Source organism: Bacillus sp. B15-48, from assembly GCF_016879755.1.
Lineage (GTDB): Bacteria > Bacillota > Bacilli > Bacillales > Cytobacillaceae > Mesobacillus_B.
Genome location: NZ_WOFU01000004.1, coordinates 347065 through 369513, shown reverse-complemented (window position 1 = coordinate 369513; position 22449 = coordinate 347065). Strand labels below are relative to the sequence as shown.

The window sequence follows — 22449 nt, the reverse complement described above, 5'->3', positions numbered from 1 at the left end:
GTTATTTAAAATAACGAGTTAAAGTAAAATTAGTATGACTTTACTCTAATAATAGCAAAATTAGTAAATAATAGAAAGAAGTAAGTTGTAATTTAGCACCAAACTCTATATCATAATTTGAATAAAAATAAAAAAAGGAGCAGCAGATTGTGCTATCATTGAAGGTATTTTAAGAGGTATTTCGAAAAATTCACAAAGTAAACACAATTGAGTTGACGAATAATAGAAAAAGATTTATTATGGTTACATTAAGTTACTTGATAGGAAAACGATAACCATTTGAATCGTATATTAAGTACTTATTTTTAATGCTAAATATTAGGATATTAAGAAAAGTTTGATTCAGATATTATTTTAATTAAATAACTCTAATTCGAGATATTTGAATTAAATTTAATTAATGAATTAAAACAACTTGTTTACATTGAAAGAGGTGGGAAGTAAATGGAATCAATGACTTTTGTTTTATTTGGAGCAACGGGGGATTTGGCAAAGAGAAAAATTTTCCCTGCTCTTTACAATTTATATTTAGATAAAAAAATCCCTAAATCTATTTCGATCATTGGACTTGGTCGACGTGAAATAGCTGATGATGATTTTCAAAAACATGTTGAAGCATCACTAAGAAGCTTTTCAAGGCGAGAAGATTTCGATAGCAAGAAAATACAACCATTTCTTGAGTTTTTCCGATACAGTGTTCTTGATGCCACTAGATTGGAAGATTATAAGAAACTTAACAACATGATAGAGAAACGAGAAAAGGAACTAAATATCCCGCAAAATCGCATGTTCTACCTTTCAGTAGGACCTGAATTTTTTAGTCTCATTGCCAACAATATTAATGAAAGTGGCTTAGGAACAACAAAAGGCTGGAAACGGCTAATTATTGAGAAACCATTTGGGCGTGATTTACATACCGCACGCGAACTGAATGAGAACTTAAGCAAAGCTTTTAAAGAAGAGGAAATCTACCGAATTGATCATTACCTTGGAAAGTCGATGATCCAAAGCTTGGAGTCCCTCGCCTATGCAAATCCTATATTACAAACTTTGTTAAATAATAAACATATTGCAAATGTACAGATCACAGCAAGTGAAACGGTGGGCGTAGAAGAACGAGCTGGTTATTATGACAAATCTGGAGCCATTCGTGATATGTTTCAAAATCATATGATGCAGATCTTAATGATGACCGCGATGCATATGCCAAAAAGCATCAACCCTGAGGAAGTTCGAAATGAAAAGCGGAGAGTCATTGAATCACTGCGTCCATTAAAGAAAGAGGATGTACACCATGATGTCATTCGAGCTCAATATAAAGCCGGGGAAATAAATGCGGAACCAGTCATTAGCTATATCAATGAGCCGGGAATAGACGAATCCTCAGAAAATGACACGTTTATCGCAGCTCGGCTGTGGATTGATAATCCATTTTGGGAAGGGGTACCATTCTATATTCGCACAGGAAAACGGATGGCCAAAAAGTCTACTCGAATTGTGATTGAATTTAAGAAAACATTGAAGAAAGAAAAAACACAAAAATTGAATCCTAATTTGTTGGTCATTGAAATCAACCCGAACGAAAATGTATCCTTACAAATTAACAGCCGCAATCCAATCAATGGCAAAATTGAACCCGCTCATATTAGTTTGTTTACAGAACAAATTAATATTCCTGAAGCGTATGAACGATTAATTTATGATGCATTTCGAGGGGATTCGACCTTTTTTGCTCATTGGAAAGAAGTTGAATTGTCCTGGAAGTGGGTCCAGCCAATTTTAGAAGCATTTAAAGAAAATCTTGCTCCACTTCATTATTATCTAGCAGGATCAAATGGTCCAGAGGCGGCTCATGCCTTGCTTCGTGAAAATGGATTTCATTGGTTGTTGGACGAGGATCTTTCAGAAACCGATACAAATGATGTAGTCGCACAATAACTAGATTTTCAAAGAAGAATTTTCCATATGACACACACAATAAAACGTCAATAGAAAGTTCGATATTTAGGGGTACACGATTTTTTCATATAAAGCAAGTTATACAGCAAAAAAACGATAAAAAACTTATCAAAAGGGAAGGAAATTACTAAAAAATCCAAAAAGATATGATTCCGTTTCATGAGGAATCATATCTTTTTTTGTTACAATAAAAATATTACACAATTGGTATTTTCGTTTTAGTGACTTTTAAAAATAATGAGGATTGATTTTAGGAGGTAAAATCATGAAAACTTTTATATACGAATCCCAACCAAGTCGAACGGTTTTTGGTGAAGGGACTATTAACGAGATTAACAAAGAAGTTCAATTGCTCGGGATGCAAAATGCTTTAGTGATTTCAACACCTGGGAAAAATGGGATGGAGCTCGCAATTAAGGTGGCATCTTTGCTAGGGGAAGTTTGTCAAAGTGTGTACCCGAAAGCCATTCAGCATGTTCCAATCGAAACGGTTACTGAAGCTATAGAATATGTAAAAATGAACAGAATAGATGGTCTAATTGCTATTGGTGGTGGATCGCCAATCGGTCTTGCGAAGGCAATTGCGTTAGAAACGAAGCTTCCTATTTTAGCGGTCCCAACAACCTATGCAGGCTCAGAGATGACACCGGTATGGGGAATTACGGAAAATGGAGTAAAAAAAACCGGGACAAATCCGGGTGTAAAACCGAAAACGATTATTTATGATCCTGCACTCACAACAACCATTCCTGCCATGTTGTCGGTAACTAGCGGGGTCAACTCGATTGCCCATTGTGTAGAAGGATTATATTCCGAAACCGCCAATCCGATCACTTCGCTGTTAGCGGAAGAAGGAATCAAGTCTTTTGTAAAGAGCTTGCCTAAAATCGTTGAGAACCCTAGTGATTTAAGTGCTCGTTCGGATGCTTTTTACGGAGCTTGGTTAGGTGGAACTGTTTTAGGTACTGTTGGAATGGCTCTACATCATAAACTTTGTCATACTTTAGGAGGATCGTTTAAACTTCCACACGCTGAAACACATACGGTTGTGCTGCCATATGCGATTGCCTACAATGCAGAATATACTCCGGATGCGATTGCCGCACTTTCAAGAGCATTAAATTCCGATCGTCAAGATGTGGCCGGGACATTGTTCGACCTTATCCAGTCATTAGGCGGTCCAGTATCATTAGAAAGCATTGGATTTAAACAGGAAGACATTGAAAAAGCAGCCGATTTAACTACGAAAAATTCTTATTATAACCCTCGACCAGTTGAGCAAGAAGCAATCATCGATTTGCTCAAGAACGCCTATTATGGAAGACGACCAGAACCGATAAAGAATAGAGGGTAAGAAACTGAAAATCACAAAAAAATAAGTAAAAACGGGGTACAATCCTATAACGATTTGTACTCCGTTTTTCACATTCGCCCGCGGCTTCTACTCCCATTAGAATCTGAAAATGCGAATGAATGGGGAGTAGTCATCTTACCATTTGTCATAATTATTTTAGAAAAGATCAGAAATGACAAATTTAGTCTCTAAAAATTCGTCTAAGGTCTATTGAAAAATCATCAAAAAGATTGACTGAAATACTTTCCTCTTTTGTATAAGTTCCACTTTGTACATAACGTTCATTTTCAAGTTTATAAACATCAATGACTTCATGCGCCGGATCTACAATCCAATACTCTTTAACCCCAGCATTTTCGTAACGATTGAATTTAATCATTTTATCTATTTTTGCGGTGGACTTCGATAGTATTTCTACAATTAGATCAGGTGCGCCAACAATTCGATTTTCGTGAATCTTATTTTTATCGCATACAATGATGATATCTGGTTTTACCCATTCGTGTGTTTGAGACATATCTTTTTCACCAGATAAGCAAACATCAATTTCAGCAAGAACTCTACAGGATTTTTCCCTTAAATATAAATTAAACTCGGTAGATAAGTCCATCTCAATTGACTGATGTTTTACATTTGGAGAGGGCGACATATTGTATACTTGCCCATCAATCACTTCATACTGAACATCTTCACCTAATTTTAAGTATTCATAATAGCTAAGTGAAGACCTTTCCTGCGGCAACGCCATATGAGTGCCTCCTTTTCTTATTCTTTGTACTTATTTTAACACAATAGGGGGTATTAAGATAAGCCGTCGGATGGTATGTTCGTTTTGTAGACTTAAAATTAAACCAAATGTAAATTGTCGTGGAGAACAGTCTTTATTCTTCTTTCTTCGGTCTCTTTTTTTCCGCTTGTTGCTACTATTTTCACAACCGTTCCAACATAGTGAGTCCTTTATTATAAAATAATTATTGACGATTAGTAAGAGGGTATCTAAAAACAATCCTTTTTAGTTGTGATATACATCACACTAGAAGGGAGGAAATCTCTGTATAATTTTAAAAAGAACTAAGGGGTGTGAAAAATGGACTATCAATTGAAGGCATTATATTACGAGATTGGCGGCCAAGAAACCATTAACCAACTTGTCAATGCATTTTACCCACGCGTCTATGCCGATAAAGAGTTAAGGCCATTGTTTGAAGGGGATATGGAGGAAATTAAAAGAAAGCAAAAACTGTTTTTGCCACAATTTTTAGGAGGACCAGCTTTATATAGTCAAGAATTTGGCCCACCAGCAATGAGGCAAAGACATCTCCCTTTTAAAATTACACAAACTAAAGCAAAACGTTGGCTGCATTGTATGAAAGAAGCGTTTGAAGAGATTGGTTTATATGAGCAGCCAGCAGGGAAAGCTTTTTATGAACGATTAACTCAGGTTGCAGCTATCATGGTAAATAGTCCAGATGAAGCAGAATAGAGGTTCCCTCCCGATAAGCTAAAGCGTACTGGGGACAGCACACAATTTTGATCCCACTTGTTAACTTTCAAAAAGGAGATAACAGGATGATATGATTAACCATCAATGGAAATACAACAGAGAATACAATACCTTTATATCCTGTGACTTCCCAGCAGTTAAAGCCGATGTTAACAAAAGTAGGATTTCAAATGGTGGAGTTTTTTGGAAACTTTAAAGGTGAAAATTTTACAATCGATTCACCGGCATTAATTGTGACAGCAAAAAAAGCGCCGTCGCGGTGAACGAGGGGCTCGGTATGAAACCGAGCCTCTTTTTCATGTTATCAAGTTACATTGTCGTAAAACAATTAATTCTCCATTAACTCATTGACAGAAACAGCTTGTTCGTTTTCTGGTTGATTTAAAGGATTGATTCTTGCAGTTCCTTGTTCTGCGAGTCGTTTTATCTTTATTAACGAAACCGTATAAGGAAAGTCCAAAAAACATATGGGGGAATCGTATCCACAGCTACATCCTCCGATACATTATGAGTGTTTCCTTATTATAACAAGGTGTTGAATAAGAGCAAAATGATTTATCCTCCTCAATATTTCATACGACAGTAATTTCCGACCATTCGAAATATTTAGTAACTATATAGAAAAAACCTTTAATAAATGGTAAAATCCAATTTAATACATATGCGATCGAACTATTATTCTATGATTCTCATTAGGTAAAGCCAAAATTTTATCAGTGACAGGCAAAGAAAAATATGAAATTTGCAATTATATTATTTATTTAAGGTTGGTGAATCGTTTTGGAAACGACGACAGAGATACGTGTAACAGAAACAGATGTGGATTATTTAGGACATGTAAATAACAGTGTTTATGTGAATTATTTAGAAAAGGGGAGAGTCCATTGGTATACTCAACATGGTTTGCCAATCGACGAAATGATATCTAGAAATGTTGGGACAGTTGTTCTGAAGTTAGAAATTTTATATGCAAAAGAAGCAAGACTAGGAGAAACATTAAAAGTGAAAACCACACCTATCAAAATTGGTACGAAAAGCTTTATGTTTCAGCAAAACATCTACAATGAAAAAGGAGAGATCATTACCGAAGCAACGGTAACAAATGTAATGTTTGATCTCTTGGAAAGGAAAGGAATAGTTGTCGCTCCGGAGATTCGAAAGGCTTTTGAAGAAATGAAAGAGCCACAGATAAAAGGGTGATACAATGTCTAGTCTAGTCTCATTCCCTAATTGTGTGGGTGCCAAATCTATGTAACGCCCCAGATATGTAAAATCATCATAAGAAAGAAACAGTGCCGATTTGTAACGGGTTCATTTTCCTATCGCAAAACGTCAATTTGCACAGGAAAATGTAAACCTTTTTGCACTATAAATTGTAGGGCAATTTTTAAGGCTAGAGAGATTAAAAAACAGCAAGGGTTTATACCCTTGCTATTTTGCTTTTAATTGCCAATTCTTCGGATTGTTGAATTTTACTCATGAAGAGTTTGCAAACCATTTTCGCCTTCTCCGTCTCGATTTTTTGTGTAGGTTTGAGAAAGAATAAGCGGAGAATTTCCTGCTAATGTAGAAAGGCGAAGCTTAAGAAGCTGATATAAGCGGATAAATTCCGCTTAACTGCTCTAAATCAGACAAAATCCAAAGATTTGGATCATATAAACGGAAAATTTGGATCATATAAACGGAAAAACTCCCCTTATTTTTAAGGAAATATCGGTATTTCCCAGTTTAGACGGAATTTTTCCGTTTATTTTTCAGACGCAGTGAAATCAACATTCAGTTATATCAGTGCCTAACCTTAAATAAAAACACAACAATATTTTCTGTATATCCATTTTAATTAAAAATGTAGTTTATTTTTCTGGGTACACTGGCGATTGTACCCCCATTTTAATAGATTAATTGCACTACAGGTTCTCCCAAATAATGATCGGAATTCCTTTATATCAATATAGAAAACTCGCCGATTGGCGAGCCCCTAAGGGCGAATACAGAGGCGTAGTTCCCCTTATGCGTTATGAAAGTATAAATTTTTAAATTTATACTTTCATATTAGCCAAAAATAGACCTTCAAATAACCATACAATTTGAAGGTCATTTTGCATTACATTTTTAATATTTGCGATCGTTAACGAAACCTGTTAGCCGATTTGGTACTGTTTTTTCAATATTTTCCGCTTTTACGGAGGAAAGTATATTTTTCTTTGTTTAAACTGGCTGTAGAAAACTTAGTGTGTATTTAAAATTCAATAATCCGGACAAAACTCGTTACGCTCAGGATGAACTTCCCAATTTTGGGCTGATAGGCAAGTTACCAAAACTGACTTCAAACAATAAGTTACTTGTATAGGCCGAAGGGGGTGAGAAATTGGGTAGACGCATAAAACATACAGAGCGTGACGTTGATTCGTTGGCGAGACTTATGCTGGCGGAAGCAATTGGTGAAGGACCCTTAGGGATGGTCAAGGTAGGAACAGTTGTGGCTAATCGGGTCGAGGCGGACTGTGAACCAGACTTCAAAAATTTGCGCAATATCAGACATGCCATTTATCAAACCATCCCTGGCACTGGAATCCCTCATTTCGAGCCTGTTTTAAATGGATCATTGTATACACAGCGTCCAGACGAAGGGGACCTTCAACGGGCTAGGGATCTATTAAATGGTTACAGGGATCCTCGGGCGAAAATGAATTTGTGGTTTTTCAATCCAAGTCCAGGGCAAAAATGGCGAGCTCCATGCACCCCCACGATGCCAAGGTCCCCGATGACGTCATTTGATTTTGCCCATAAAAATCATTGTTTCTATAATGCTGTCCCAAACTATTGTCCTGAGTTTTACCGTTAAATTAATAAGGAGTTGATCTTCATGTCTTGTGGAAACTCTAATTATTATCCAATGAATTATTATTCTGGTTATTATCCAAATTCGAGTATGATGGATAGGACGGCACAACAACCTGCAGGATTCCCAGGGATGATGCCTTCTGGTCCCACATATGCCGCTCCAGTAGTTCCGATTGGGACTGGGCATATATTTCCAGGAACAATAGAAGAATCATTTATTGAAAATATTCTACGCTTCAACAAGGGTAAGATTGGAACATTCTATTTTACTTACCAAGGAAACAACAGATGGAATTCAATGGTATACCGTGGGCGCGTAGAAACGGCTGGCCGTGACCACATCATCATCAGCGACCCGTCCACAGGGAAACGCTATTTGCTACTGATGGCCAATCTCGACTGGGTAGAATTTGATGAACAAATTAATTATCCTATCATGGAAATTAGCCCACAAATCCAGGCAACACTAACGACATCAGATTAAGATGTTGTGGATTGGAAAAAAGTTGGCTCTCTTTTTGTAAAATGAAAATAGACGATTTGAGAATATAGCAGCGATATCCGTTCTACCCGAACTCGGAAATTTCGCTTTTAAAACGAACCGATGGTAGCACGTTATGGCTATTATGCTTTTACGTATCCAAAAGGGAACAGCTTGAAAATATGCTGTTCTTTTTGCTTTTTATAATATTCCAATAAACCTCTCGACATTCGCTATCACAGTGAAACTGGACTACATAAAGTGCTTCGAGCAAGTCAATGTTTTCCCATTGACAATTGTATCAACAGGGAATATAGTTACCTTAAGTAATTATTACCTTGAGTTACAATTAGCTAGGTAATTATTTTTCAGAAAGGAGCAGGGAAAATGGAAGGTTTTTTCCAACGTTACTTAAGTCTGTATCGACCACTGATTACGAAAATGAATGAGTTAATGAATACATATGATCTTTCTTACTCTTTATGGCAAGTTCTTTTTTATATAAAAAAACAAGGACCTTCAACGCTTGTTGACATTTCAAATTATTATCATGTCGAAAAGCCAACGATTACGAGAAGAGTTCACCGGTTAGAAGAGCTGCAAATTGTCGAGCAAATTCCGGGGAAGGATCGGCGCGAAAAAGTGATTAAGTTAACGAAAAGAGGGGAAGAGATTTACAACGAATGCCGAAAAAAAATTACCTTATTGGAGCATAGTGTGATGGAAGGGATCGATCAAGAAGCGCAACTGACGACGTTTCATACATTGCCAAAAATGAAGGACAACATTGTGAAACGAGAGGGAAACTTTCGTGAATAAACCTAAATTGTGGACGAAAGATTTTATCATTGTCTCCAGTGTGAATTTATTGCTAACGCTCGTTTTTTATTTATTAGTCGTTATTATTGGCGTTTATGCCGTTCATGAATACGATGCTACTGCCAGCCAAGCTGGGTTAGTTACTGGAATATTTATTGTTGGGACGTTAATTGGCCGCCTGTTTACTGGACGTAGTATTGATTCAATTGGTCGTAAAAAAACGCTGTTTACTGGATTAATTTTATTTACTTTAGTTACGTCTTTCTATTTTATCCACTTAGGAATCGGTTTCCTGATGTTAACACGTTTCTTACATGGAGTAACAATGGGAATCGCAAACACCGCAACAGGAACGATTGTTGCCCAAATTATTCCAAACAAGCGCAAGGGAGAAGGAATTGGTTATTACAGTATGAGTGCGACATTGGCTGCAGCGATCGGACCATTTATTGGACTTTATATGACCCAGCATACGAGCACACAGCTAATTTTCATCCTCTGTCTAATGATCGGAATCGTCAGTTTGACTACTGCATTCTTTGTGTATGTACCACCAGTGGAAAGGAAAACAAGCAAATCCGAATTGAAAGGAATGAGACTTTCGCAGTTTATCGAGCCAAAGGCCGTTCCGATTGCGATCGTTACGCTCATCGTCGCATTCTGTTATTCTAGCGTTCTATCGTTTATAAATTTCTATGCGATTGAAATTGACCTCGTTAGTACGGCAAGTTTTTTCTTCCTTGTGTATTCGATTGCCGTTTTGATTTCCCGACCATTCACAGGAAGATTATTGGATTTAAAAGGAGCAAACTATGTGATGTACCCAGCGTTTATTCTCTTTGCAATCGGAATGATCCTGCTAGGCTCAGCTCAGTCTAGTTTCACATTGTTGTTGGGGGGGATTTTCATTGGGTTAGGATTTGGAAATATGCAGTCATGTACCCAGGCCATCGCAGTCAAATTAACTCCTAATCATCGGATGGGACTCGCCACGTCGACGTTCTTCATCTTTCTGGATGCTGGACTTGGATTCGGACCTTATCTACTGGGACTTTTCATACCGGCGATAAACTACGGAACTCTTTATATGATTCTAGGAGTGGTCGTGATCGCTTCTTCTGGACTTTATTTTATTTTGCACGGCAAGAAAGAAAAAGCTCAGCTCAATGCTTTAGCTTAGGGGCATTTTGATATTTTTATAGCGCACATTCGTTTATATTTTTAAAAAAGGCAAAAAAAAGACATTGATGAGTCATTTTTGGCGACGAGAGCTATAGGTTTTTGAACGATAATGCTGGTAACGCGTTTTTTAATCCGAGTACTCGGATTAAAAACACCAAATTTCATTGATATATTGCTAGTACTCGTAATAAAACGCGGTAAAATAAGGGTTTAATCCAAGTACTAGCAATAAAATGACGTCAGAAGGCAGATATAATCCCTGTACTCGTAATAAAAAACGGCCAAAAATCGCTTTAATCCAAGTACTAGCAATAAAACAGCCTTATAATCACAGATAATCCAAGTACTAGCAATATAACAGTCTTTTAATCACAGTTATTCCAAGTACTAGCGATAAAAACTTGTACTAGATGCGTTTTAACACGAAAAAACAAGGACCGGGCAGTTCGATTTTCCCGGTTTTTCTTTATATTCCACAAATTTTTGTAGTTACCAAGTAGGATGGACTGCCGTGTTTTATCGCCAGTTTGTTTTCACCTCTTATTCCCAGTATTCAAATAAAAACCCCAACGATCAACGCTCCAAATCAAGTTATCTAGAAATTTAATATATGTTATTTAAAATCTAATAAAGTAATTGAGAAAAACTGTGGTACCGTATAGTTAAATGGAATGGAGGGGATGGAATGGCATTAGAAAAGGTGAAAGTTGAGCCTTATCTCGGGAAGGAACAGAAAAACATCGATTATCGCGGGTACACATCAGGCATCCTGCTTACATTTTCGATTGCTTTAATTGCTAGCCAAATAGCAAAAACCCCATTTTTCTCAATCATGGGGATCATGATTATTTCCATTTTATTAGGAGTCATATGGGGGAATCTACCATCAATCCGAATGCCAGTAAACACCAGTTTAGGTATTAATTTTAGCAGCAAAGTATTACTCCGTGTTGGCATTATTCTGCTTGGATTTAGGTTGAATTTAATGGATATTGTCCAGGCTGGAATGGCTGTTTTCATTATTGACTTGCTTGTTATCACTTTTACGTTGCTTTTTATTTTATATCTTGGGAAAATATTTAAGACTGACAAAAATATCACAACACTAGTTGCAGCTGGTACAGCTATTTGTGGAGCAGCAGCAATTGTTGCCATCGCTCCGGTGATAAAAGGGAAACAAGAGCAAACGGCTATCGCTGTATCTTGTATTGCTGTCTTAGGGACAATCGGAGCCGTTCTTTTCATTCTGCTTTATCCATATTTGCCGTTAACTGATACTGAATATGGAGTTTTAGTCGGAGCAACTTTACATGAATTAGCTCATGTCGTTGCCGCTTCAGTTCCTGCTGGTGTAAGTGGTGGTGACTCAGCAATCCTCGTCAAACTTGGCCGTGTTTTAATGCTTATTCCAGTTATTTTCTTAATTAGTTTTTTTCTAAATAAAAAAAATAAGAACCAACATCAAGAAAGAAGCATCAAAAATTTACCCATTCCATGGTTTATTTTAGGTTTTCTACTCATGAGTTCCATTAATACAACCCAACTAATCCCGAAAGAGGTAACGAATTTCCTGTTAATGTTAAGTACGTACTTTCTTGCGATGGGAATGGTCGGCCTGGGACTTAACATAAAATGGGTGGACTTTAAAAAAGTTGGATTCAAACCTATAGGCGTAGCCATCCTTGGCTTTATTGGGTTAATATCGATTTCTCCAATCTTATTATTTATCTATCGCTTTTTCTAAAACAATTATATTTAAACCTGAGAGTAGCACCCATAACCAGAAGATGTTCATTATGTTCTCATCTCAATAATGAGATTGAGATCCACTTATGAAACCCTCTATCTTAACAACAAGGCCTTGCATGTAGACTATGGGATTGCGTCTACAAGCTTCCTTATTGGTGTGGGTTAGAGCTTTAGATTATATTTCTCCCTAATAAACTCAATAAATTTGCTGCTTGTGAGTTTAAGCGCTGCTTCATGATAAATCATATAAAAATCTCGATGCAGCTTAATTCCTTCAATATCTAGCTGCCTTAACGTATCTAGTTTTATTTCTTTTTTTACAGCCGACTTGGAAATAATCGAGATTCCTAAACCCGCCTCCACAGACGACTTAATCACTTCCGTATGTTCTACCTCCATCACAATGTTAAGTTTAGATGGATTAACACTGTTTTTTCTTAATGCGTCCTCCATTACTTGCCTCGTACCAGAACCTTTCTCACGGATAATTAACGGCAATTCAAGCAGTTCTTCAATTGTAATTGTAGATTTTGAAATAAACTGAGGAGAAGCAATGATGATTAATTCGTCTGTCGCAAATGGTACTTGTTTTAGATTTGGATAAGAGAGCATCGATTCGATAAATCCTAAGTTGATTTCATGATTATGTAGTTTTTCAACGATTTGTTCAGAATTGTACACCTTTAAGTGAAAGTGTACCTTCGGATAAATGGAAGAAAAATCAGCTAATAAAAAAGGGAGGATATGCTCGCCGATCGTTAAACTTGCTCCAATCTTTAAATCCCCGTGAACGGTCCCCTTTAATTCCTTCAGTTCATTTTCAGTTTCATTCATTAAGGAAATCAATTTTTTCACTTGCTTATATAATATTTCCCCTGATGGTGTTAATGTTATTTTTTTTGTCGTTCTTTCAAAAAGCTGACAATCCCATTGTTCTTCAAGATGTTTAATTTGGTGGCTTACACTTGATTGTGAGATGTGTAGATCCTTTGCCGTTTGGGAAAAGCTTTTATTATTTGCCACAACATAAAAAACTTTCAGATGCTCTAAATTCATAAGTAGCCCTCTTCCTTATATTTTAATCATGAAGGAAATTCTTTCCTAAATGAACCTTCTCTTTATTTAGTTTACTATATTCTCTCCTCATATCTTCATCCTTTATTTTAGATGGAAACATATATTTCCATTTATTTTTAAACAAGGGATTTTTCTGTTCATAAGAAATGGCAATTCCCCCAGCTTTTCACTAATGTTTTCCTCTTGCCAACTTGTTAAGCTTGTAATTGGGCCTGTTTTGCTACTAAAAACAAACAGGAGGGTTTAAACATGATTAAATATTTTCCGATTTTCATTATTTTCATCCTTATGATTGGGTCTGTTAATGTATATGCAACAACGAATCAGTCAACTGAAACATCAGAACCATTAACAGCTAAAAAAACAGCAATTGACAAAAAAGAAGAAATAAATCCGACCTTTTTTATTGGTAAAAAAGAACTCAAATTGCTTGCCCGTCTTGTTCATGCAGAAGCAAAAGGGGAGCCATTCGAAGGCAAAGTTGCCGTTGCAAAAGTGGTCCTAAATCGAATGGAACATGAACAGTTTCCTGATACAATTGAGGAAGTTATTTATCAAAAGAACGCTTTTGAACCGGTTCAAAATGGTTCAATTCAAGAACCTGCAAACGAGGAAGCCCGTCAAGCGGTGAAAGAAGCAATAAAAGCGGACGAAGAAGAGCATGATGACATCCTCTATTTTTATAATCCTGATACAGCTACGAGCAATTGGATTTTCTCACGCCAAGTCGTCAAGAAGATTGGAAATCACTCTTTTGCCATTTAAAAACAGGCAAGCAGAAATTCTGCTTGCCTGTTACTAATTCTCATCGGCACGGTCGATTTTGTTCTAGTTATTTTCTACGAATAGCGATTTTCCGACCAGCTTCTTTAGGTACTTCCATTTCAATATGTGCCTCATGAAGTTCAATAATCTTCTCCTTAATTTCATCAGGGAAAGGGGCAGGGCGACCAGTCGACATGTTCATGCCCATAAGCATTTGCTCACTTGTAGCAAGCCGCTCGCCCCGATCATTTTCCATTATAAAAAAAACATGCAGTCTTTTAGTATCATAGTCTAAAAGTTGAAGATGAACAGAGACGATTTGACCTTCATGTGCTTCTTGTAAATAACATAAATGCGTCTCTAATGTATAAATGGAGTAATTTGTTTTCTCCCTAAAACCCTCATCAATTCCGATTTCTACCATTAGTTGATCAACAGCCTTGCTGAAAATAACGGCATAAGCAGAATCAGTCATATGGCCATTATAGTCAATGAAGTTCTCGCCTACTGTTTCCGTTAACAGGGGATTTTCAATTTTAGACATTTCACGTTCCCTCCATCATGACTAAATTTTTCCATTTAAATTTGCCGCTGGCCAATATTTTTCCAGTAGTTGCTGGAGTTCAATTAAGAAATCATCACGACGCTTCTCAATTTCGGGAATAAGATGTCCGGTAGTCTGTTGTTCACAGCCGTCAATGACCGCTTGACTAAGCTCTTCAGTAAGCTCTGGAGCAACAAGCTTTGTCCAAGGTAATTTTAACGCTGGTCCAAATTGAGCAAGCATATGTTTCATTCCTTGCTCACCACCTGCAAGGTGCAAGGTTAAGAAAGGCCCCATTAATGCCCAGCGAAGTCCTGGTCCGTATACGATGGCCGCATCGACTTCCTCCGTTGTTGCAACCCCATCATTGACGAGATGAAGGGCTTCACGCCAAATGGCCTCCATCAGTCGATCGGCAATATGTCCTTCAATTTCCGTTGACACAACAAGTGGCTTCATTTGAATAGAATGGTAGAATTGCTCCGCCCGAGTAATTACTTCAGCGGAGGTCGCTTTCCCGCCAACAATCTCAACCAATGGAATTAAATAGACGGGGTTGAAGGGATGTGCGACAATGACCCGTTCAGGCCTTTGACAATCTGCTTGTAACGTACTTGGCATAAATCCAGAAGTACTTGAAGCGATAATCGCATCTCGTTTCGCATATTGATCAATTTCAGCCAATAAATTTCGTTTAAGTTCTTCACGCTCTGGAGCATTTTCTTGAATAAGGTCTGCATTTGCTACAGCCTTCGCTAAATCGGGTTCAAACGATAATCGATCCTTCGAAGCTCCTTGAACAATTCCATGTTTTTCGATGGCTGGCCATGCTTTGTCAATCGCCGCACGCATACGGGCTTCAGCATTTTCGGCCGGGTCTGTTGCAATCACATCATACCCTTGAGCAAGGAAGCGGCCAATCCACCCGTTGCCAATGACACCTGTTCCAACGACAGTTACTTGTTTAATTGAATTCATATTAATCTGCCTTTCTATGAGGGTTTCTTAATCCAAGATGTTCACGTGCTTCCGCTGGAGTCATCGGTGCAACACCAAGAGTGTCCATGATGTGAACCGCTTTTTCGACAAGTTGAGCATTCGTTGCTTTTACGCCTTTACCAAGGTAGAGATTATCCTCAAGTCCAACCCGAACATTTCCACCAAGCAAGAGAGATTGAGCGACTACAGGCATTTGCATTCGCCCGATGCCAAACGCGGACCAATGAGCATTTTTTGGAAGTCGATCACGCAAATAAAGCATCGTTTCCGCATCTGCATCAGCTCCCCATGGAATCCCAAGACAGAATTGGAACATCGGATCGCCATCAATCAGACCTTCCTCAATTAATTGATTGGCAAAGCGGAGGTGCCCGGTATCAAAGCATTCTAATTCTGGTTTGACGCCACATTGTTGAATCAATTTTGCTTGTCTGCGAAGCCATTCGGTTGGACTAATATAGATTTGATCACCAAAATTAACGCTTCCACAATCAAGCGTACAGATTTCTGGCAATAACTCCCCAATTGGTTCATGTCTTTCCTCAGGTGTTTGCATATCTGTTCCAGGGCCGCCAACCGTTGGATCTTCTTCACTGGGAATCCAATCGCCCCCGCCCCCAGAAGTTAAGTTGATGATCACATCTGTATCAGCCTCTCGAATTCGCTCGACAACTTCACGGAAGAGTGCTACATCATGGCTCATTTCTCCTGTTTTCGGATCACGTACGTGAATATGGGCAATCGTTGCACCGGCTTTCGCAGCGTCGATGGCTGATTTGGCAATTTCTTCTGGAGTAATTGGAACATATGGACTCTTCTGTGCCGTATCCCCAGCTCCTGTGACTGCACATGTTACGATCGCTTGCTTTTTCATTCTGTTTCCTCCTCAGCTTAATTTATTAAAAGAAGAAAGGGGTGATTGCATATTTCATTCCGGTTTTGGAACGTGGTTGAAAATTTCTCCGCTTTCAAAAAACTCTACTAGCTGAGCTAACCATTGGTAGTAATCAAGCCATTCTTTCGTTTCTTTTAATAAAAGATTAATTTTTTGTTCGGTTTCCTCATTAAGATCTTCATCATTTAAAATCGCTTTTAGCTCGGCGGATAACTTTTTCTCAAACATTTTATTTTTATTGATCGCTTTCCGCCAATTGGAGGTAAATAAAGAAATAAAGGTTTGATAATAGTCTTGTTCGACATTATATAAATCTTTACGGATCCCTTTTTCGAAAACTTTTTCCGCGATATTTAAATCAACCATTTCGCGGACCACTTGACTCATCCGAGTTTTGCTCATACCGGTTGCTTCTGATAGTTCATCAAGCGTCATCGCCTTGCGATTAATATAAATAATCCCTAACACTCGACCAACGGTTGTTGAAACTCCGTACGTATGCATATTATCGGCAATTTTCTCAATAAATTGGTCTTCAAAATTTTTGATTCTGGCTAATGGTTTTTCATCCATCTATGAATCACCCTTCCAATTCCATTTCTGTGTCAATGTAACATATCTTGGGTAAAAAAAGAAAATCAGGAATTGCGAGAAAAACAGGGGAATAAGGAGGATTATTAAGAAAAATAGATAATAAACTTTGTGCAATAATTATTTTACGTAAATATGATACAATTTGTGTAATTTGTAAACTTTTTATTTTACAAAACTTACTTTATACTAAAAAAGTATTTAAAATCGTCGAGAAATTCAGTTCTATTATTTTTTAAAAAAATCACGAGAAATTTTGGAGGTGCCATAACATGTTGAAATTTGATCATGTTTCAAAGGTATATAAGGGAGGAAAAAGGGCCGTTAACGATTTAACATTGGAGTTTGAAAAAGGAGAATTCATTTGCTTCATTGGTCCAAGTGGTTGTGGGAAAACGACAACGATGAAAATGATTAATCGTTTAATTGAACCAACTGAAGGCCGTATTTATATTAATGATGAGAATATTATGGATAAAGATCCTGTCCAATTAAGGAGGGAAATCGGGTACGTGATCCAGCAAATTGGATTATTGCCGCATATGACCATTCAAGAAAATATCACTCTCGTTTTAAAACTATTAAAATGGCCGGATGAAAAGCGTCGTGCTCGTGCTCTAGAATTATTAGAACTAGTAGACTTAACACCGGATTATCTTGAAAAGTTTCCTCATGAATTGAGTGGTGGTCAGCAGCAGCGAATTGGTGTGTTACGTGCGTTAGCAGCCGATCAGTCACTTATTTTAATGGATGAACCATTTGGGGCGCTTGACCCGATTACCCGGGATTCTTTACAAGAAGAGTTCAAAAAGCTTCAAAAGAAATTAAACAAAACGATTGTCTTTGTCACTCATGATATGGATGAGGCATTAAAACTTGCAGACCGGATTGTGATTATGCGTGATGGCCAGTTGGTTCAATGTGATACACCAGATGAAATTTTGCGAAATCCTGCGGATGAATTTGTTGAGGAGTTTATTGGGAAAGATCGTCTTGTTCAAGCTAGACCGAATATTCAAACGGTAGAACAAATTATGAACCCTTCTCCAGTTACAATTACCGGAGACCGCTCACTCTCTGAAGCGATTCAAATTATGAAACAGAAACGTGTTGACTCACTACTCGTCGTTGATGAAGCAAACATCCTTCAAGGCTATATTGATGTAGAAATTATTGACCAAAAACGGAAAAAAGCGACTCAAGTCGGAGATATCGTTGAGCCAGCCTTTACAGTAGAGCAAGGAACGCTTGTCCGGGATACGGTCCGTAAAATTTTGAAAAAAGGAATGAAATATGTCCCAGTTGTTGATGAGGAGCATCGTCTTATCGGAATTGTTACAAGAACAAATCTCGTTGATATCGTGTACGATTCAATTTGGGGCGAAGTGGAAGTCACTGCTATATAAGGGAGGGAAATGAGATGGATGGTCTTATCCAATTTTTCAGTCAATATGGATTCGAATTACTTATAAAAACATGGGAACATTTATATATCTCGATGATTGCTGTCGGGTTAGGAATTCTCATAGCCGTTCCGTTAGGGGTTCTTTTAACCCGTTTTCCAAAAGGAGCGAATGTAGTTATGGGACTTCTAGGAATCATTCAAACGGTTCCGAGTTTTGCGATTCTAGCGTTTTTTATTCCACTTTTAGGTGTTGGGAAAGTCCCTGCCATCGTTGCACTATTTTTCTATGCAGTCCTACCCATCTTAAGGAATACGTATACAGGTGTGAATGGAGTGAAAAAGAGTCTGCTTGAGGCAGGCCGTGGGATGGGTATGACTGGATGGGAACAAATTCGCTTAGTGGAAATTCCACTTGCGATTCCAATCATTATGGCTGGTATTCGCCTAACAACGGTTTATTTAATCGGCTGGGCAACTTTAGCCGCTTATATTGGTGCAGGTGGATTAGGGGATTATATTTTTAGTGGGATGTCCCTTTATCAAACAGAATTTATTTTAGCTGGAGCGATCCCAGTTACCCTTTTAGCATTATTTGCTGATTTACTTTTAGGGAAAATTGAAAAGTCAATTACACCTACTGGATTAAAGAAAATGAAAGAAGCTGCTTAGGAAGGAGATACAGAAATGAGAAAAATCAATCGAATGCTAATCACTTTAGCTATTTCCCTGTCCATCTTTTTAAGTGGCTGCAGTCTTCCAGGATTAAGTGGGCCTGCAAAAAATACGATTGCGGTAGGGACAATGGCCACTTCAGAGTCACAAATTATGGGGTATGTCGTTAAGTTGATGATTGAGCATTATACAGAGGCGCAAGTTGAAATGGTCAATAATTTAGGATCCTCGATTGTCCAGCATCAAGCGATGTTAGGAGGGGATGTCGATATTACGGCAACCCGCTACACTGGGACAGATCTTGCGGGGGCGCTAGGAATGGATCCGATCAATGATCCAGACGAAGCTTTAGCGATTGTTCAACGTGAATTCCAAGACAGGTTTGACCAAACTTGGTTTGATTCCTACGGATTTGCCAATTCGTACGCTTTCACAGTAACAAGAGAATTAGCAGAACAAGAGAATTTACAGAAAGTTTCCGATTTAGAACCATTCGTTTCTAGCTTGAAATTTGGTGTCGACAACTCTTGGTTAACACGTGAAGGTGATGGCTATGAAGGCTTCGTTGCGGAATATGGTTTTCGTTTTTCCAGAACTTATCCAATGCAGATTGGTTTAGTTTATCAAGCGGCTGCAAGTGGGAATATGGATGTTGTACTCGCCTATACGACCGATGGCCGGATCAAGGCATTTGATTTAAAAGTTCTAGAGGACGACCGACTGTTTTTCCCGCCTTATGACACTTCACTAGTGGCAAGAAATGATGTTCTTGAACAGTATGACGGATTAACAGAGATTCTTCAAAAATTGTCCGGTAAAATACCGACCGAGAAAATGCAGGAATTGAACTACGAGGCCGATGGGAAAATGAGGGAACCATCGATTGTTGCAAAGGAATTTTTAGAAGAAAACAACTACTTTGAAGAGGAATAGGGGGGACGTTTTATGGAGATAATGAACGATTTGTTTTATTACTACAATCAAAATGCTGGCTATGTTTGGGAACAATTTTATCGGCACTTCTTAATGTCCGCCTATGGAGTGTTGTTTGCGGCAATCGTTGGTATTCCATTAGGAATTTTGATTGCACGGTATCAAAAATTAAGTCCATGGGTGATTTCTCTAGCAAATATTATTCAAACCATTCCAGCCCTTGCGATGTTAGCCGTTCTCATGCTTGTCATGGGGCTTGGTACGAATACCGTTGTATTTGCTTTATTTCTATATTCGCTTTTACCGATTATTAAAAATACGTATACCGGCATTCGCAATGTCGACCATGCCTTGCTTGAATCTGGGAAAGCAATGGGCATGACGAAATTCCAAATCTTGCGAATGGTGGAACTGCCGCTTTCAATGGCTGTGATTATGGCTGGACTGCGTACCGCTTTAGTCATCACGATTGGGATTGCAACGATTGGTACATTTATTGGTGCCGGCGGCTTAGGAGATATCATCATTCGGGGAACGAACGCCACCGACGGGACAGCGATTATCCTTGCAGGTGCGATACCAACGGCATTAATGGCCGTGATTGCTGACCTTGTTATGGGTTGGTTCGAACGCAAGCTGTCACCGTATAATAAAAGAAAAAAAGGATTCACTCCTCAAGCGGAAGAATCTGCTGCATAGAATGATGTCTCATTCATCCACCTCGTCGATCTCGCGAGGTGGATTATTTTAAAATCGATTACTGCTTTTTGAATGCAAAGGAGGAAGAAAACGATGGAAATACAACAAATCATAGTTGAGAAAAACGTACCATGTAAGATGCGCGATGGTGTCACTCTTTATGCTGATATATATCGCCCGAATAGTAGTGGGACATTCCCAGTCTTGCTAACACGTTTACCGTATAATAAGGATTTGCCCTTTTATTCACACCGTTATCTTGATACGAATCGTCTTGTTCAAAATGGCTTTGTTGTCATTATTCAGGATGTTAGAGGCCGATTCAACTCAGAGGGAGATTTTTATCCATTTATATATGAAGCGGAAGACGGTTATGATACCGTTGAATGGGCAGCGGGCTTGCCTTATGCAAACGGAAAAGTCGGGATGTTTGGTTTATCTTATTATGGGTTCACGCAATTATTGGCGGCGACAGAACAACCACCTCATTTACAGGCGATTTTCCCCGCGATGACCTTAACAGATTGGCACAACGATTCGGTAGAGAATGATGGGAAATATCTAATCGGGGGAGCAGAAACATGGGCATTAGAATCCGTCGCGCCAGATGAATTGAAACGAAAACACCCGGATCCAGATGACTATCATAAAATGATGAAGAAAATGGCGAAGTATTACGATCAAATGGAAGAATGGTTCAACTATATGCCGGTTGAAAACTGGCCGCCACTAAAAGAGTTAGGCGTTGCTGAGTATTTCTTTGATTTTATTAAAAAGCGATTAACGGCAGAGCAAATCAAACAAATGAGTATTCGAGATAAATATTCACAGATTACTGTTCCAGCCTATCATCTTGCCGGATGGTATGATAATTTCTTGAAAGCAACGATTCGGAACTTTTCACAACTTCGTAACAAAGAGGATGCCAAGCTACAAAAATTAATGATTGGACCTTGGGCGCACGGAATTTTTCAAGCTAGGCTAGGTGAGCGCAATTTTGGCCTGCATGCCTCACAGGATTGGATTGATTACAAAGAAGACCTCACTGCTCTACATATTCGTTGGTTTAACCATTGGCTAAAGGAAGAAAAGTCGGATTTTGAAACGGAGGCACCGATTAAATTATTTGTAATGGGAATCAATGAATGGCGTGATGAGTATGAATGGCCATTGGCAAGGACAAATTATACGCCTTATTATTTAGATAGTGAGGGTCACGCGAATACTCGATTTGGCGACGGGAAATTAACTGCAACTCCTTCGAGCGGTGAACATACGGATCATTTTCTATTTGACCCAGCAAATCCAGTTCCATCTAATGGCGGGGGTACTTTATTTGCGGGAGGAGTACCTGGTCCACTTGACCAGAGAGAAATTGAAGAACGTGAAGATGTTTTAGTTTATACATCAGAGCCTTTGATCGAACCACTTGAGGTGACTGGAGAAATTAAAGTAAAGATTTGGGTAAAAACAGACGCCGTGGACACAGATTTTACGGCGAAACTTGTTGATGTTGACCTGGATGGAAAAGCAATTCAGTTAGCAGATGGCATCAAACGCATACGGTCTGGAAACGAGAATCAGCTAGCTGAAATTGAAATTGATTTATGGGCGACGAGCAATGTGTTTCTACCAGGACATTGTATTCGCTTGGAAGTTTCCTCAAGTAATTTTCCAAGATACGATGTGAATTTAAATACAGGAGAATCAATGATTACGAGCAGCGAAAGAAAAGTCGCCAAGCAGACAGTTTATCATCAGAGTGAATACCCATCACAACTACTATTGCCGGTTATTGACAATAGTGGTAGAAAAACAACCTAAATTAGGTTGTTTTTCTTCGTTTATCGTAGATTAACGGCCGTAATACCCCCACTGATGGAAGTTTCACTTTATGGTCGTAAGCGCAAGGACAGTTTTTATCCTATTAAAACAAATTCATATTGCGAGTTCTAGAAATACGTTACGGAAAATTCA

Annotated in this window: 22 protein-coding genes; 15 read left to right on the top strand and 7 right to left on the bottom strand. The window is 38.3% G+C overall.

The features are described from left to right. Positions 1 to 444 precede the first annotated feature (444 nt). On the top strand, positions 445 to 1938 hold the full coding sequence (gene zwf, locus GNT69_RS15110) for a glucose-6-phosphate dehydrogenase (protein ID WP_203555806.1): 1494 nt from the start codon (positions 445 to 447) through the stop codon (positions 1936 to 1938). 286 nt (positions 1939 to 2224) lie between these two features. Further along, on the top strand, positions 2225 to 3313 hold the full coding sequence (locus GNT69_RS15105) for a maleylacetate reductase (protein WP_203555805.1): 1089 nt from the start codon (positions 2225 to 2227) through the stop codon (positions 3311 to 3313). Positions 3314 to 3494: 181 nt separating this feature from the next. On the opposite strand, the gene GNT69_RS15100 is transcribed toward GNT69_RS15105, so the two are convergent. Then, a complete protein-coding gene (locus GNT69_RS15100) occupies positions 3495 to 4061 on the bottom strand; it encodes a Uma2 family endonuclease (protein ID WP_203555804.1) in 567 nt (188 codons plus the stop codon). Between the two features lie 339 nt (positions 4062 to 4400). Here GNT69_RS15100 and GNT69_RS15095 point away from each other — a divergent pair, with 339 nt between their 5' ends. Continuing rightward, on the top strand, positions 4401 to 4796 hold the full coding sequence (locus GNT69_RS15095; RefSeq protein ID WP_203555803.1) for a globin domain-containing protein: 396 nt from the start codon (positions 4401 to 4403) through the stop codon (positions 4794 to 4796). A 349-nt stretch (positions 4797 to 5145) separates the two neighbouring features. On the opposite strand, the gene GNT69_RS15090 is transcribed toward GNT69_RS15095, so the two are convergent. After that, on the bottom strand, positions 5146 to 5277 hold the full coding sequence (locus GNT69_RS15090) for a small, acid-soluble spore protein, H family (protein WP_239094241.1): 132 nt from the start codon (positions 5275 to 5277) through the stop codon (positions 5146 to 5148). Positions 5278 to 5597: 320 nt separating this feature from the next. Between GNT69_RS15090 and GNT69_RS15085 the strand changes: the two genes are divergently transcribed. From GNT69_RS15085 to GNT69_RS15060, 6 genes are all read left to right on the top strand, one after another. Beyond that, the gene (locus GNT69_RS15085; RefSeq protein WP_203555802.1) at positions 5598 to 6017 is read left to right on the top strand and encodes an acyl-CoA thioesterase; all 420 of its coding nucleotides are present in this window, start codon (positions 5598 to 5600) and stop codon (positions 6015 to 6017) included. Between the two features lie 1168 nt (positions 6018 to 7185). Then, on the top strand, positions 7186 to 7662 hold the full coding sequence (locus GNT69_RS15080) for a cell wall hydrolase (RefSeq protein ID WP_203555801.1): 477 nt from the start codon (positions 7186 to 7188) through the stop codon (positions 7660 to 7662). 21 nt (positions 7663 to 7683) lie between these two features. After that, the gene (gerQ, locus tag GNT69_RS15075; RefSeq protein WP_203555800.1) at positions 7684 to 8145 is read left to right on the top strand and encodes a spore coat protein GerQ; all 462 of its coding nucleotides are present in this window, start codon (positions 7684 to 7686) and stop codon (positions 8143 to 8145) included. A gap of 384 nt (positions 8146 to 8529) precedes the next feature. Beyond that, on the top strand, positions 8530 to 8961 hold the full coding sequence (locus GNT69_RS15070; protein ID WP_203555799.1) for a MarR family winged helix-turn-helix transcriptional regulator: 432 nt from the start codon (positions 8530 to 8532) through the stop codon (positions 8959 to 8961). Then, positions 8954 to 10141 carry an MFS transporter gene (locus GNT69_RS15065; RefSeq protein WP_203555798.1) on the top strand — a complete coding sequence of 396 codons (1188 nt, stop codon included), beginning with the start codon at positions 8954 to 8956 and terminating at the stop codon, positions 10139 to 10141. Before GNT69_RS15070 ends, GNT69_RS15065 begins: the two co-directional genes overlap by 8 nt. A 687-nt stretch (positions 10142 to 10828) precedes the next feature. Further along, on the top strand, positions 10829 to 11887 hold the full coding sequence (locus GNT69_RS15060; protein ID WP_203555797.1) for a YeiH family protein: 1059 nt from the start codon (positions 10829 to 10831) through the stop codon (positions 11885 to 11887). Between the two features lie 167 nt (positions 11888 to 12054). Here GNT69_RS15060 and GNT69_RS15055 read toward each other — a convergent pair whose 3' ends face one another. Next, positions 12055 to 12948 (bottom strand): selenium metabolism-associated LysR family transcriptional regulator, encoded by an 894-nt coding sequence (locus tag GNT69_RS15055; protein WP_203555796.1) that lies wholly within the window; start codon positions 12946 to 12948, stop codon positions 12055 to 12057. Between the two features lie 273 nt (positions 12949 to 13221). On the opposite strand from GNT69_RS15055, the gene GNT69_RS15050 reads away from it, so the two are divergent. Then, on the top strand, positions 13222 to 13734 hold the full coding sequence (locus GNT69_RS15050) for a cell wall hydrolase (protein ID WP_481747649.1): 513 nt from the start codon (positions 13222 to 13224) through the stop codon (positions 13732 to 13734). Positions 13735 to 13801: 67 nt separating this feature from the next. Here the strand turns inward: GNT69_RS15050 and GNT69_RS15045 are convergent, their stop codons facing one another. Genes GNT69_RS15045 through GNT69_RS15030 form a run of 4 tightly spaced genes read right to left on the bottom strand, consistent with a single transcriptional unit; the run spans position 13802 to position 16745 of the window. Then, positions 13802 to 14278 (bottom strand): thioesterase family protein, encoded by a 477-nt coding sequence (locus GNT69_RS15045; protein WP_203555794.1) that lies wholly within the window; start codon positions 14276 to 14278, stop codon positions 13802 to 13804. Between the two features lie 21 nt (positions 14279 to 14299). After that, positions 14300 to 15256: a 3-hydroxyacyl-CoA dehydrogenase NAD-binding domain-containing protein gene (locus tag GNT69_RS15040; RefSeq protein ID WP_203555793.1), complete on the bottom strand. Its 957-nt coding sequence runs from the start codon at positions 15254 to 15256 to the stop codon at positions 14300 to 14302. A gap of 1 nt (position 15257) precedes the next feature. After that, positions 15258 to 16151 carry a beta-keto acid cleavage family enzyme gene (locus GNT69_RS15035; RefSeq protein WP_203555792.1) on the bottom strand — a complete coding sequence of 298 codons (894 nt, stop codon included), beginning with the start codon at positions 16149 to 16151 and terminating at the stop codon, positions 15258 to 15260. Between the two features lie 54 nt (positions 16152 to 16205). Further along, the gene (locus GNT69_RS15030; protein WP_203555791.1) at positions 16206 to 16745 is read right to left on the bottom strand and encodes a GbsR/MarR family transcriptional regulator; all 540 of its coding nucleotides are present in this window, start codon (positions 16743 to 16745) and stop codon (positions 16206 to 16208) included. Positions 16746 to 17035: 290 nt separating this feature from the next. On the opposite strand from GNT69_RS15030, the gene GNT69_RS15025 reads away from it, so the two are divergent. The 5 genes from GNT69_RS15025 to GNT69_RS15005 all read left to right on the top strand — a co-directional run bounded on the left by GNT69_RS15025 (position 17036) and on the right by GNT69_RS15005 (position 22296). After that, on the top strand, positions 17036 to 18169 hold the full coding sequence (locus GNT69_RS15025; protein WP_203555790.1) for a betaine/proline/choline family ABC transporter ATP-binding protein: 1134 nt from the start codon (positions 17036 to 17038) through the stop codon (positions 18167 to 18169). A gap of 14 nt (positions 18170 to 18183) precedes the next feature. Next, positions 18184 to 18837: an ABC transporter permease gene (locus GNT69_RS15020; protein ID WP_203555789.1), complete on the top strand. Its 654-nt coding sequence runs from the start codon at positions 18184 to 18186 to the stop codon at positions 18835 to 18837. A 15-nt stretch (positions 18838 to 18852) separates the two neighbouring features. Beyond that, on the top strand, positions 18853 to 19773 hold the full coding sequence (locus GNT69_RS15015; RefSeq protein WP_203555788.1) for an osmoprotectant ABC transporter substrate-binding protein: 921 nt from the start codon (positions 18853 to 18855) through the stop codon (positions 19771 to 19773). Positions 19774 to 19785: 12 nt separating this feature from the next. Beyond that, positions 19786 to 20472: an ABC transporter permease gene (locus tag GNT69_RS15010; protein ID WP_203555787.1), complete on the top strand. Its 687-nt coding sequence runs from the start codon at positions 19786 to 19788 to the stop codon at positions 20470 to 20472. Between the two features lie 93 nt (positions 20473 to 20565). Further along, positions 20566 to 22296 (top strand): CocE/NonD family hydrolase, encoded by a 1731-nt coding sequence (locus GNT69_RS15005; protein WP_203555786.1) that lies wholly within the window; start codon positions 20566 to 20568, stop codon positions 22294 to 22296. The last annotated feature ends 153 nt before the right edge of the window (positions 22297 to 22449 follow it).